This is a genomic window from Lysinibacillus xylanilyticus, assembly GCF_001708185.1.
In the GTDB taxonomy this organism is placed as follows: domain Bacteria; phylum Bacillota; class Bacilli; order Bacillales_A; family Planococcaceae; genus Lysinibacillus; species Lysinibacillus xylanilyticus_A.
On record NZ_MDDN01000001.1, the window covers coordinates 312,178 to 325,094 of the forward strand.

A 12,917-nucleotide genomic window follows, 5' to 3' on the forward strand; every position below is an offset into this window, starting at 1 on the left:
AATATGACCTTTGCTATACAAGTTGAAAATCTATGTAAGCAATACGGCGATTTTCAGGCAGTAAAAGGTATTTCATTTACCGTTGAGCAAGGCTCCCTCTTCGCCTTTTTAGGTGCGAATGGTGCGGGTAAATCAACGACTATTGAAATACTTTGTACATTATTAAAAAAATCAAGCGGTACAGTTAAAATTAATGGTTATACACTTGATGCAAGTAACGACAATGCGGAAATCCGAAAATCCATTGGTGTCGTATTCCAGCAAAGTTTACTGGATGAACGATTAACAGTGCGAGAAAATATACTTCACCGTGGCAAAACATATGGCTTATCGAAAGCTCAACTTGCCGAAAACTACCAATTCATATCCACCTATTTGCATTTAGATGATATAGAAAAACGAAAATATGGAACTTTATCAGGTGGGCAAAAAAGGCGTGCTGATATCGCTCGAGCCCTTATCCATCGACCGAAAATATTGTTTTTAGATGAACCAACAACTGGACTTGATCCACAAACGCGTCAATTCGTTTGGCAAGCCGTTAAGCAACTTCAGCTCGAAACAAACATGACTGTTTTTTTAACAACACATTATATGGAAGAAGCGGCAGTCGCTCATCAAGTCATCGTCTTAAAGGAAGGAGAAATTGTTGCTGAAGGCACACCAGACGCTCTAAAAACAAAATACGCCTATGATTCAATGGCACTTGTTTTTCATAATACTTCTGAAGGGTTACAGTGGCTCGAAGAAAATGCTATCTCCTATACAGAAAAGCTAGGCATTTTCTCCATCCGAGTCGAATCCACACTTCATGCTTTAGCGCTATTAAAAAATGCGGAGCCGCTTATTGCTTCGTTTGAAGTAATCAAAGGAACTATGGATGATGTCTTTCTTCATATCATGGCCGAGGGAGGTGTAGCTTAATGGAAGTATTATCTAGCTTAGTACAGCGCAATAGCAAGGTTTTCAGACGTGATAAAACACAAGTCTTCTTCTCCCTGCTTTCTGTCCTTATCGTACTTGTGTTATACGCTGTATTCCTTCAAAAAATGCAAGTAGATGCCATTGAGCAAATGACGGAAGCTACGCCAGAATTAGTAACGATGGTCAATGAATGGCTAGTGGCTGGCTTACTATCTATGATCGCCGTTTCGACAACACTCGCTGCATATGGGGTCGCTGTAAAAGATTTAGAATCAAAAGCACAGGCTGATTTTTTAACTGCGCCCATTTCACGAGCAACAATTCAATTCAGTTATGTAATCAACGCATTGATCATAGGCTGTATCTTTTCTTTTATCGCCCTAATTGGCTGTGAAATTTTTATCGTTGCTACAGGCGGTGAGCTTTTAAGCTTTAAAAATTTCGTTAACGTCGTAGGCATATTATTTTTATCTGTTTTACTTGCAAGTATTTTTAATCTGTTTCTTGTGATATTTGTCAATACACAAAATTCCTTTTCAACGCTCAGTACAATCGTCGGAACAGCCATTGGTTTTTTATGTGGTGTTTATGTACCTGTAGGAGCACTGCCAACCTTTGCTCAAAACCTTATTATGTATTTCCCTATCAGCCATACAACTTTACTATTACGCAATGCCTTTATGGAGAGCTCCATTTCCAAGGTTTTCGAAGGTGCGCCCGCTTCACAGATAGACGAATACAAAAAAGTGTATGGTATTGTCTATGACCTTCACGGAAATATATTAAGTACCTCAACAAGCATTATGATTATTTTCGTCTCAATTCTTGTATTAGCAATCTTATCTATCATTATCTTTAAAAAGAAAAATAAATAAACACTTTCGCACATCGTTCATAAAATGATGTGTTTTTTATTGATTTTAATCAAACAATTTGTTATTTTAATAATAAATAAGCAAACAAAATAATAAATCGTTTGTTTTTAGGAGGATACTCAATGGATGTTAATGAATTATTTTGGCAGGCTTCGATCCATGACATAAAAAAGGGCTACAAAGATGAAACAACACATTTTACTTGTTTGCTTTGCGGGGAAAAGATTGAAAAGGGTATTATTTATCCACATGAAGGCGTACTCTACGAGGCAGAAAAATTTATACAGCATCATATTACTTCAGCACATCAATCTGTATTCCATTATTTAAATGGCCTAAATAAAAAAATGACAGGATTAACTGATCATCAAAGTCATATTTTGCGCTTATTTTATGAAGGAAAAACCGATCAAGAAATTAAAGAAGAGCTGGAAATAGGTAGTGCAGCAACGATCCGTCATCATCGCTTTGCCCTTAAAGAGAAGGAACGTCAGGCAAAAACTTTTCTTGCCATGATGGATTTATTAAAGGAGCAGAATCAAAAGGAAGAGAGCTTCGTCCCCATACACAAAACGGCTACAATGGTCGACGAACGCTATGATGTTACGATTTCTGAAGAACAGAAGTTACTAGAAAAACACTTTCCACATGGTATCGGTAAAGAGCTAGCCCGCTTCCCAAAACGCGAAAAGCATAAAATCGTGATACTCCGCGCAATCACAAAACTTTTCGATGAAGCGAAACAGTATTCAGAAAAAGAATTAAATGCCATTATCCAACCGATCTACGAGGATTATGTACTAATACGTCGCTATTTAATCGAATACGGTTTTATAGACCGTACAGATGATGGTAGTGCCTATTGGGTAAAAAAATAAGAAGGCAGGGTTTTCAATGGATCATAAAAAAGAATTAAAGGAAATGTATAAAGACATGAAAATTGAAGCGGGCGTTTTTACAATGACCAATAAACAAAATAGTAAAGTATTTGTTGGCAGCTTCAATAATTTAAAACGCCTAAACGGCTTTCAGTTTATGTTAAAAACAAATACACACACAAATAAAGAGCTCCAAACCGATTACAACTCATTCGGCAAAGATGCTTTTGAAATTGAAGTAGTAGAATATTTGAAGAAAAAAGAAGAGGGCTACTTCGATGCTAAAAAAGAATTAGAAAAACTAGAGCAAAAGTGGCTCGACACGCTACAGCCTTTTGGCGAACGTGGATATAATTCTTAAGTAACAAGCTACACAATGAAAAAGGAATCTGTTTTCTTCACAGTTAAGCTGGTGAAATGGCAGATTCTTTTTTCATGCTGTTGCGCGTGGGGGGTCACTCTGATTCCCCAAGGATTTCACTTCCCGTGCGGGGATTCACTTCTCTCCCGCGAATATAGGCATCACTATATTTCTTTCAATAATTCAATTTCTTGCTGAGCTTTTTTCGTTAGCTTTCCGAAAACTAGCTTATAGGAATGCTCGATTAAATTTTCTACTAAATCCATAGATACGTCATCTGCATCCATATAGATTGAATTCCAATGTGTTTTATTCATATAGTAGCCAGGAATAATTCCTTCATAAGCTTCTCTTAATTCTTCAGCTCGATTAGGCTCACATTTCAATGTAAGTACTGGCTTTCCAGTTGCATCTCCGCCCATCATCGCATACATTTTTCCCCCAATATGGTAGCGATCAGCTTCCCACTCTATTTTATAATCATGCGTTGTGCCATAGAGCTTTGAACAATAGGCGTGAATTTTTTCTTTATCCATTTCAATACTCCCTCCCCATAATGGCCTTGGTGCACTTGTAGCTGACGTTTTCACTTTCGCTATATAACATTTCCCCGGCAAAAAACACACGTTCGATTATACATAGGATAACCCATAACGTGTGTAGAGAAAATAACAATTATTAATTTTTTCCAATTTAATAATTTTTACTTAACCCCTCGATCGAACATGCCGATGACTTCTGTAGTTTGCAATATATTGACAAAAGCTTTTTCATCCGTTTCTTTGATCGTACCTTTTACTTCAGCAAGCTGATAGCGTGTAATAACTGTAATCAATACTTTACGACTTTCCCCTGAATAGGCACCCCTTGCGTCCATAATCGTAACACCACGATAAAACTTTGATAGCAGTTGCTGCTTTACTTCTTCGCCCTTACTTGTAATAATCATCAGCGTCAATTTAATATGACTCGTATGAATCGTGTCAACAACCTTCCCTGTAGCATAAATCGATACGAGCGTCAGTAGTGCCGCATCCCAGCTAAAAACAAATCCGCTGATCGCTACAACAATACCATTCATCGTAGAGATTAATGTACCAAGCGGAAAATCACGTTTACGACTTAGTAGCATCGCAATAATATCAAAACCTCCAGAGGAACCAGATGCACGGAAAATCAACCCCGTTCCCAAGCCCACAATAACTCCGCCAAATAAAGAGGCAAGAATCGGCTCTTGCGTAGCTTTATAAATAGGAATAATATACAAACTTACTGACAAAACAGCGACTGAAAGTATCGTATATCCAATAAACCGCTTCCCTAACTTCATAACCCCTAAAATAAGCAATGGCAAATTCAAAAGTAAATTTAAAACCCCTGTATTCAAGGGCGTGATAATACCAAGCATGATAGCAATCCCACTTAATCCACCACTTAAAATTTCATGCGGAATTAATAAAAAATTGTAGGCAAAGGCAATTAATATTGATGAAAGTGTAATAATGACCACATTACGCATAACGATTCCCCTATCAGTAAAACAAACAAATTTTGATACATCTTTTCCTTAGAATACCCAACTTATTCTTTCTAAAAACCTGGATTTTGCACTGCCGTTAAACAAAGCTATTTATTTCTTCTGTTGTTCTTTTTTCTGCTCCTCTTTTATCGGCTCTTCTTTTAAAGGCTCTTCTTTTTTCTCGCCTTCTTTCTCCGCTACCTTATTAATACGATCAAGCATTGGCGGATGTGTATAACGGAACCATTTTACAAGTAACTTTGGATTTACCTCACTTAAACCAGATATCGTCAGCTTTTGGAATGCCGTAACTGCGGACTCTCGATCACCAGTAAGTGAAATCGCATATTGATCGGCTCTCGTTTCCTGATACCTTGAGATATAATTGGACAGAGGGCTTGAAGCAAATAATAAAACAGATGTTATAAGTAAAAACAATGGATACGAACCTATATCACTTAATTTTTTAATTTTTAAGACCTGTCCATAACGGCCAACAATCCATCTCATACACTTTGCTGTTAACCATAATCCTAGCAAGGTCAACAAAAGATAGCCTGCAATACCAAAATAAATATGCTTCTCAACGTAATGTCCCATTTCATGTGCCATGATAAATAAAATTTCATTATCTGTTAGACGATTTAATGTAGTATCCCATAACACAATCCTCGAATTACTTCCAATTCCCGTTACATAGGCATTTAGGGCATTTGTTTTTTCTGCCATATTAACTTCATAAACATGCTCTGCCGGTATATTGACTTGTGCAGCCATCGATAAGATTTTCGCCTCTAGCTCCTTATTTTTCAACGGATAAAAATCATTATATAAAGGATCAATTACAACAGGCTGGATAAACATCACAAATATTGTAAATGGAATTGTTAAAAACCAAGCATATAGCCACCATCTTTTAGCACTTTTTTTGATAAGCCAGTAAATAACAGACACAATAATAAAGCTCATGCCAAAGTTAACCCAAAAATCGATAAGACCATCTCGCATCCACGACGAAAATCCTTGTGTACTAATACCGTAATTTTTACTTAAATTATAACGATAATAATCGAGTGGGAATAGTACCACATATAATAAAAGTGATAATAAGAATAAATAGCTTGCATTTTGTAACAGCTTCCTTTTTGTTTGAGACGTCGCCACCTTTTCAAAATAACGAGATACGCCCATTAATAAAATCATGAAATAGACTAACCATTCCAAGGGTGTAGCAACAAAAAACAGGAAGTTTCGTATTTTCGAGTATTCACCACTTAAATATAGTTCTCTTTCAGACATAAACATCACTGGATCCGCAGCTGTTCCCTGCATCGCTCGTGGTACTGTACCACCGCCGCTATGGAATATATACCAATACATACACAGCACATAAACGCCGAACAATAGTAGCGCGACAATTCCCATTTTTTTCGCTATGTCATTTCCTCCCTTGTTCAAAGCTAAGTTCGTCCTATAGTAAGTGTAAGCTAAATTGAAAAAGTTAGAACAAATTTTTTGTGTTTTATTTACCTTCTATCCCACTTCACACATCATTTAAACCTGTTTCCAAAAAGAAAAAATTCACTCCCCTTCTCCAAACGAATGCCAAGTCTTGTAGATGCCATACACTACAGCTTGTCACGATTCCTAGAAAAGTTGCGAATTTTTCAGCGTATTTTTCGCTAATGAACTTAAAAATTACATATCCATGACAAATGCCGTTTTGCCACGTTGATCATCACTTAAATAACCTGCTGACATTAATTGATCATGCCAATCTTTCTCTATAACTGCGGCTTTTAATGCGTCCTCCTCCTTCGTCGATAGTTCCACCATAATTTCTCCTTGGTATTGCCAAACCTCAATATCCGCTACATAGCCCGCAAAGCTTCCTTTATATGTTGTAGCCCTTGCAGGACCGTAAATTACGGCTTGGGATAATGTGTTTTGATACCATTCTTCAGAATCCCAATTTAAAATTTTTTTTGGTACATTTTCAAAAATTAATTTTTTAGCAGCGTTTGTATCGACTGCATCATAGGACACTTTAGATGTAGTCTTTAAGGATTCCTTACGACTAATCGTGAATGTCCGATTACCACTCTTAATATCCATTTCAAATTTATAATTAGACTCTGCTCCAGTGAAACCATGACTTTCTGTAATAGCGATTGCTTCATCTAGAGGTGTATTTAAGAATCTCTTTTTATAGGTAATATCCATCTTATTGCTCCCTTTATAGACACGCAAACGTTGGATATAGTCTTCATTTAGAAAGGCTCTCTGTGGTGTATCAAAGAAATAAACCTTTACTTCATCTTTTTTTGTAGCCTGAAAAATATTCACAATATCCGTTTCTGTGAAAAGTTCTGATTTAATATTAAATTTAATTTCATGCTCTGGTACGATTGCTGCTTTTGCTTGTACGGATCCAACAAACATAATACTAACAAGGATAGTTCCAATTAAACACAAATTTAGTGCCCATTTCTTCATTCGATTCATCATAATACTTCCTCCTCATTTTTTATTAATTGCAAGAAAGTCGTTTCTTTAGTCGTTAATGAACTGTGAAAATAGATGGTCTTTTGTGCATGTATTTTCTTAGAAAGTGTGATGATGTCATGATAATCTGGATGCGTTTTATAAAAAAATTCCTTATGTTGATTTCGGCTGAACTGCATGTTATATTTTCCTTTATTCCAATATCCCGTAAAGATCACTATTGCATTAGACTTTTTATGAAGTAGATCCTCTAATTTCGTTTCATCACGCTCAGGCACAAAATAGATGGCATTTTCACTATCTATCGTCTTTATCAAACATTGTCGTTTAAACGATGGTAATATTGTTTTAGTAGGCAATAAGTTTTCAGGTTCCTCATAATAGTTTTCAAATAACGACAACAAATTATCATGTATACATATCGATCTTGTCGTATGCTGAAAAAGATAAGTAGCAATATCGACTGTTTTTCCTGAAAAAGAAGATGGTAAAATAATTGGGCAGCCCGGATTTGCATGAATATATTCTGTCATTTGCTGCAATACGTCTAAATTATTGATGCGCTTCTCAACATGACCGCTATCTATAAATGCCACATCATAAATAGTGCCGTCCTCTATCGGCAATGTTGCTTTCAACAGATAGGAATCCACCACATAATCGCCAGAGTAAAATATCACCTCCTCAAAAAAACGAATCTTATACCAAACACTTCCTATTAGGTGTCCACTATAGCCCCATTGAAAACTAAGACCATTACTAACACCTATCCACTCACCGATGGATTCGGGTTGAAAGGTTTTTGCAAGTTGGCAAGACTGCTTTAATTGCTGCGCAGTCATTTCACTCATAATGATCGGTCCTGTGTATCCCCAATTCTCAAGTAAAGGAAGAGCACCTACATGATCTGTATGTGAATGGGAAATAAATACTGCATCAAGCTTCGCTACATGAGCTTGCGTTAAATTCGGAGGAGTCTTCTGTCGATTGTTCATCACTCCGCAATCGAGTAAAATAGCATGTCCATTATTTTCAATGAAAAAGCAGTTACGGCCATACTCACCAACCCCACCTAAAATCTCCACATTAAGCATCCGCATGTCCTCCCCTTTTTTGTAGCCAGGCAAACAGCAACATGAAAATAACGGTCATGATGACTGTGATGACTGCAACAGCCATTCCTTCCCCGACATTTCCTTGCTCAAATTGACTGTAAATAAATGTCGCGCCAGTCTCCACTGAAGGGGGCAAAATAAGTAATCCAGCGACAAGCTCACGCATTGAGATAATAAACGTCATCGTCATCCCAGCTAGAATTCCCTTCATTAATAATGGAATGATGATTTGTCGATAAACAACCCAACTACTTCTCCCAAAAATAGCCGCTGATTGGAATATCGAAGAATCTAATTGTGATAAAGAGGACTTGATATATTGCACGGAATACGGTAAGAAAAGTACACAATACGTCACTACAACCATTGTCTTCGTATTATAAATGGTTGCTGGTAGCCATGGCGCATTCCAAAACATAATTAACCCAACTACAAAAACAATTCCAGGAATAATGTTAGGCATTAAACTAAAGAAATCTAATACTTGCTGCTTTTTCGTTTCTCCTTTTTTAATGTATAAGGCAATGAACAAACCAATAATTGCTGTAACGACAGCTGTGATTATGGAGAAAACAACACTATTTAAAAATGCTGACAATCCAGCACTTCCACTTGTAAACACTTCCTGGTAGGAGGCAAAACTAAAATTCCCTGCTTGCAAACCATCTCCCCTAACTTTCTGCAAAGATGTCACGATAATCGAAAAGTAAGGAATACCGATCGATAGCAAAATGATGATCCCCACAAAAAACCATGAGCCAAGCTTGACATACCACTTATCTTTGATTTCGCGAATAGCTGGTGTTTTTCCAGAAAGCACGCTATATGTATATTTGCGTCCAATAAGATTTTGAAAGTACCAGATAATGAGACAAACTGATAGTAAAAATAATGACAGCGAAGTCGCCATACTTATATCTACTGGCCATCTAGAAAGGTAAGAGTGAATTTCAGTCGTAAAAACTTGAAAACCAATTCGACTACCAAATGTTGCAGGTGTTCCAAATTCAGCTAACGTTTTGATGAAAATTAGCAAACTTCCTAGTACGTAGCTAGAAACCAATAAAGGCAAAACTATTTTCGTCCAATTTCTCCAAGAGCTTCGTCCGAAAATTAATCCAGCATCAAGAAAGGATCCATTGATTCTTAATAGCGTATTTTTTAGCATTAAATATAAAAAAGGAAAAAGATGCAGGCTCATAATCATGACCATTCCAGATAAGGAGAAGAACGCTTCCGTCATCCAAGCAGCACTTGGAAATAGCTGTTGGAGAAAACCATTATTTTGCATAAACAATATCCAGCCCATCGAGCCAATATACGGTGGTGTCATAAACGGAATCGTTAGAACAATATCTAGCCAATTATATTTATACAAGCTTGTTTTCGTTCTTATTAACGCCATGGGGAATGCTATAATTGTTGTCCCTATAATAACTAAAACTCCTAATAGTATAGAGTTTCCAAGCGTATGCCACACTCTCTCATTGGTAAACATTCTATTAATCTGTGAAACGTCTAATTGCCCATCTTTCATAAATGTATATAGCACAATGGCAATTAACGGTGCGATAGCAAACGTGATGACAAGTGTCAGTAATAATCCAAAAGTTCGTCTGCCTTCCATCATCATTGATATTTCAATCCTTCCCTAGAAAAACTTAAAGGAGGCTAAAAACCTCCCAAAACTACTTAACGAAAAAGATCATTGAATTTAGTTAATATTTCAAGTTGCTTCGCTTCTGCGCCCTTCCAGTTCACATTTAGCTGAGGAATTTCATCTAAGGCTGCACGATTCTTTACAGCTATATCTTTGTTGCCTGGTAGCAAGTAGGCGTCTGCGACAAGCTTTTGCCCTTCATCTGACAGTAAAAAATCAACGTATGCTTTTGCACTCTCTACATTTTTTGCATCCTTTAAAATACCAACAGCTCGTGGACTGACAACTGTCCCGCTTTTTGGATAAACAATTTCTACTGGCTCACCCTCAGCTTTTGCTTTATAGGCCATGTAATCTACACCTGAAATTGTGGCATTTTTGTCACCAGTAATAACAGCATCTAACGCTTCCTTATTGGCACCATTCACCTGTAAACCATTTTCCTTCCACTTCTCCATCGTAGTCCAAGCCGTTTTTTCCGCTTCTGTATATCCATATAGGAAATCTACAGCAGAGCCTGACAAACTTGGATCTGGTATATTAATTTTATTTTGCCATTCAGCTTTTGCTAAATCTGTCCATTCTTCCGGAGCCTGTTGCGTATTTTTTGTATTATAAGCAATTCCTAAAGCGGAGGCACTGTAACCATAATAATAACCTTCTGCATCTGACCAATCGCTATTGATTTTCTTTGCATTTGCAACATCTTTATAGCTTTGAAGCTGATCCGTTTCCTTTAAGCCATCCATTGAAGCGACAGAGGCTAGTACAACAACGTCTGCTACAGGGTTATTTTTCTCTGCTTCTAAACGTGATAATATTTTGCCTGTTGTCCCTTGGAACATCTCAACTTTTATTCCCGTTTGCTCTTCAAATGCTTGTTGAATATTCGCTGCTAAACCATCTGGACCAGCAGAATATACCGTTAAAGTTTGTTCTTCTTTAGGCTCTGCACTGGATTCTTTATTGCTCTCTACTGTTTTATTTCCACAGCCCGCTAATGCTAATGTTAAAAGAATGCCCGCTGTAGCAAATAGTTTTACACTTCGTTTTTTCAATGTAAACCCTCCAATTGATAGATTTGTTTTTCATCAATAAAAACCTCAAGCTGCTTACCATGTTCTATAGGTTCTACCTCGTAAAAGCTCCAATGCTTACCATCTACCTGTGCCTGCACTAAATATCGATCTCCAACAAAGGTACTTTTTACAATCATCGCTTGTTTCGCAATTGTTCCTGGGCGTGCTACTCTGGAAACTCCTTCAGGTCGCACAATATAATTACCTTTATCAAACCAGTTCACTTTTCCGATAAAATCTGCTACATATGGTGTTGCTGGGGCGTGATATATTTCTTCTGGCGTTCCTACTTGTGCAATTCTTCCTGCCTCCATCACGATAATTTGATCGGACATTGCCATAGCCTCTGTTTGATCATGTGTGACAAAAATCGCCTGACAATCTAGCTCATGAATAATATGCATGATTTCATCTTGCATTTTTTCTCTTAGTACTGCGTCGAGCGCCGATAAAGGTTCATCAAACAAAATAAGCTTTGGATTTGTCGCAAGTGCCCTCGCAAGCGCTACCCGTTGTTGCTGTCCTCCAGATAACTCACCAGGCTTTCGTTTTTCAAATCCTTCCATTTTGACCAATCGCATAACGTGCTCTACTCGTGCCGGAATATCTGACTTTGGAACAATTCCCTTCAAGCCAAAAGCAATGTTTTGGAAAATCGTCATATGAGGCCATAATGCAAAATCTTGAAATACCATTGTCATATTTCGCTTATTTGGTTTTACATTTTTACGAAGTTTGGATGAATAAATAATTGTTTCATCAAAACGGATTTCTCCTTTTGTTGGTTGTTCAAGACCTGCTAATAGTTTTAATAACGTTGTCTTTCCACAGCCTGATTGTCCTAAGATTGTAATGAATTTGCTATCCAACTCAATATTGATGGGCCATAGCGCTTGAGCCTGTCCATATTTTTTCTCGATATTCGTTAATGAGATTTTCATAATATCCTCCTTGTTAATTACAACTATAAATTCCAGATATTTAGAAAATATTAATCTACTATTAATAACTCGTTAAAAAAAATCTAATAAACTAAAGCAAATACAAGATTTTTTCTAATTTACTTTAGGAGGATAAAATGAATAATGTAAAATTACAGGCATTTTGCCTACTTGTAGAATTTAAAAAATTAGCTCCTGTTGCCAAAGAGCTTGGACTTACAGCACCGACAGTATCCTTTCATATTCGCTCAATTGAAGAGGAATATGGCATCCGTTTATTTCGGACAAATGCAGGTGGATACCGTTTAACAGAAGCGGGAGAAGGACTCTATCATTACGCTCGCCAAATTGTACAGCTACAAAAAGACATGAACCGCTTTGTCGAAAATCTTTTAGCCGGCAATATCGGCTCCATTCGGCTTGGAGCAAGCGGGTTACCTGCGCATATTTTTATGCCGGATATCATCCATCAAATTTCAACAACCTATCCAGATATCCGAATATCACTGGAAGTAAAAACAGCTCCCGAAATTGAACAAATGGTAGCCCTTCAAGAATTAGATTTCGGGCTAATTATGGAAACAAAACAAGAAAATTCGTCCCTTGTCTACGAAACAATTGGTGAAGACGAACTTGTATTGGCATTAAGCCCTACCCATGAGCTTGCAGCAAAAAAGGACATCTCAAAAGCAGATGTCCTAAAAAACAAAGTATTATTGCACACTTCCTCTAGTTCAACGAATCATTTTATAGAAAAATGGATGGATCCATTTCACCCATCCATTTATACAATCGAGCTAGATTCTGTCAGTACGATTAAGAAGATGCTTACTTTCGGAAAAACAATTGCCTTTTTATCAGTTGCCTTCATTGAGGATGAATTAAAATCAGGACTTTTAATAAAAAAAGACTTATACGATGTGGCGCTTAATAGAAAGATTCAACTTATTTACTCTAAATCTCGTCTAGAAACTAAAATGGATTCATTTGTAAAAGCTGCAATTTATGATTTAGCTAAACAGTAAAAATATATCCATTTAGAGTTGTTATAGCTATCTGA

The 12,917-nt window shown here is 36.9% G+C and carries 13 protein-coding genes; 5 read left to right on the top strand and 8 right to left on the bottom strand.

The features are described from left to right. Positions 1 to 3: 3 nt before the first annotated feature. The 4 genes from BFJ97_RS01570 (at position 4) to BFJ97_RS01585 (ending at position 3,038) form a co-directional block, all read left to right on the top strand. Entirely contained in the window at positions 4 to 924 is a 921-nt protein-coding gene (locus BFJ97_RS01570) for an ABC transporter ATP-binding protein (RefSeq protein ID WP_068982895.1), read from the top strand. Next, complete coding sequence (locus BFJ97_RS01575) at positions 924 to 1,799, top strand: ABC transporter permease (RefSeq protein WP_068982896.1); 876 nt, start codon at positions 924 to 926, stop codon at positions 1,797 to 1,799. The genes BFJ97_RS01570 and BFJ97_RS01575 overlap by 1 nt, the downstream gene beginning before the upstream one ends. 122 nt (positions 1,800 to 1,921) lie before the next feature. After that, positions 1,922 to 2,677, top strand: a complete 756-nt coding sequence (locus tag BFJ97_RS01580; RefSeq protein WP_068982897.1) for a DUF2087 domain-containing protein — start codon at positions 1,922 to 1,924, stop codon at positions 2,675 to 2,677. 16 nt (positions 2,678 to 2,693) lie between these two features. After that, the gene (locus tag BFJ97_RS01585; protein ID WP_068982898.1) at positions 2,694 to 3,038 is read left to right on the top strand and encodes a GIY-YIG nuclease family protein; all 345 of its coding nucleotides are present in this window, start codon (positions 2,694 to 2,696) and stop codon (positions 3,036 to 3,038) included. A 164-nt stretch (positions 3,039 to 3,202) separates the two neighbouring features. Here the strand turns inward: BFJ97_RS01585 and BFJ97_RS01590 are convergent, their stop codons facing one another. The 8 genes from BFJ97_RS01590 to BFJ97_RS01625 form a co-directional block, all read right to left on the bottom strand. Beyond that, positions 3,203 to 3,574 (bottom strand): MmcQ/YjbR family DNA-binding protein, encoded by a 372-nt coding sequence (locus BFJ97_RS01590; RefSeq protein ID WP_068982899.1) that lies wholly within the window; start codon positions 3,572 to 3,574, stop codon positions 3,203 to 3,205. Between the two features lie 167 nt (positions 3,575 to 3,741). After that, positions 3,742 to 4,557, bottom strand: a complete 816-nt coding sequence (locus BFJ97_RS01595) for a YitT family protein (protein ID WP_068982900.1) — start codon at positions 4,555 to 4,557, stop codon at positions 3,742 to 3,744. A gap of 111 nt (positions 4,558 to 4,668) precedes the next feature. Beyond that, positions 4,669 to 5,994, bottom strand: coding sequence for a M48 family metallopeptidase (locus tag BFJ97_RS01600; RefSeq protein WP_068983480.1), 1,326 nt, complete (start codon positions 5,992 to 5,994; stop codon positions 4,669 to 4,671). A 261-nt stretch (positions 5,995 to 6,255) separates the two neighbouring features. Next, positions 6,256 to 7,065 (bottom strand): hypothetical protein, encoded by an 810-nt coding sequence (locus BFJ97_RS01605; RefSeq protein WP_254660095.1) that lies wholly within the window; start codon positions 7,063 to 7,065, stop codon positions 6,256 to 6,258. After that, positions 7,062 to 8,156, bottom strand: coding sequence for an MBL fold metallo-hydrolase (locus BFJ97_RS01610; RefSeq protein WP_068982901.1), 1,095 nt, complete (start codon positions 8,154 to 8,156; stop codon positions 7,062 to 7,064). The genes BFJ97_RS01605 and BFJ97_RS01610 overlap by 4 nt, the downstream gene beginning before the upstream one ends. Then, positions 8,149 to 9,810, bottom strand: coding sequence for an ABC transporter permease (locus BFJ97_RS01615; protein WP_083226876.1), 1,662 nt, complete (start codon positions 9,808 to 9,810; stop codon positions 8,149 to 8,151). Before BFJ97_RS01615 ends, BFJ97_RS01610 begins: the two co-directional genes overlap by 8 nt. 59 nt (positions 9,811 to 9,869) lie before the next feature. Then, complete coding sequence (locus BFJ97_RS01620) at positions 9,870 to 10,895, bottom strand: ABC transporter substrate-binding protein (RefSeq protein WP_068982902.1); 1,026 nt, start codon at positions 10,893 to 10,895, stop codon at positions 9,870 to 9,872. Then, positions 10,892 to 11,857 (bottom strand): ABC transporter ATP-binding protein, encoded by a 966-nt coding sequence (locus tag BFJ97_RS01625; RefSeq protein WP_068982903.1) that lies wholly within the window; start codon positions 11,855 to 11,857, stop codon positions 10,892 to 10,894. Before BFJ97_RS01625 ends, BFJ97_RS01620 begins: the two co-directional genes overlap by 4 nt. A gap of 137 nt (positions 11,858 to 11,994) precedes the next feature. Here BFJ97_RS01625 and BFJ97_RS01630 point away from each other — a divergent pair, with 137 nt between their 5' ends. Then, positions 11,995 to 12,882, top strand: a complete 888-nt coding sequence (locus tag BFJ97_RS01630; RefSeq protein ID WP_068982904.1) for a LysR family transcriptional regulator — start codon at positions 11,995 to 11,997, stop codon at positions 12,880 to 12,882. The last annotated feature ends 35 nt before the right edge of the window (positions 12,883 to 12,917 follow it).

Coding starts and splice junctions, on each gene's coding strand:
- BFJ97_RS01570 (WP_068982895.1), top strand. CDS start 4: ATGACCTTTGCTATACAAGTTGAAAATCTATGTAAGCAATACGGCGAT.
- BFJ97_RS01575 (WP_068982896.1), top strand. CDS start 924: ATGGAAGTATTATCTAGCTTAGTACAGCGCAATAGCAAGGTTTTCAGA.
- BFJ97_RS01580 (WP_068982897.1), top strand. CDS start 1,922: ATGGATGTTAATGAATTATTTTGGCAGGCTTCGATCCATGACATAAAA.
- BFJ97_RS01585 (WP_068982898.1), top strand. CDS start 2,694: ATGGATCATAAAAAAGAATTAAAGGAAATGTATAAAGACATGAAAATT.
- BFJ97_RS01590 (WP_068982899.1), bottom strand. CDS start 3,574: ATGGATAAAGAAAAAATTCACGCCTATTGTTCAAAGCTCTATGGCACA.
- BFJ97_RS01595 (WP_068982900.1), bottom strand. CDS start 4,557: ATGCGTAATGTGGTCATTATTACACTTTCATCAATATTAATTGCCTTT.
- BFJ97_RS01605 (WP_254660095.1), bottom strand. CDS start 7,065: ATGATGAATCGAATGAAGAAATGGGCACTAAATTTGTGTTTAATTGGA.
- BFJ97_RS01610 (WP_068982901.1), bottom strand. CDS start 8,156: ATGCTTAATGTGGAGATTTTAGGTGGGGTTGGTGAGTATGGCCGTAAC.
- BFJ97_RS01615 (WP_083226876.1), bottom strand. CDS start 9,810: ATGATGATGGAAGGCAGACGAACTTTTGGATTATTACTGACACTTGTC.
- BFJ97_RS01625 (WP_068982903.1), bottom strand. CDS start 11,857: ATGAAAATCTCATTAACGAATATCGAGAAAAAATATGGACAGGCTCAA.
- BFJ97_RS01630 (WP_068982904.1), top strand. CDS start 11,995: ATGAATAATGTAAAATTACAGGCATTTTGCCTACTTGTAGAATTTAAA.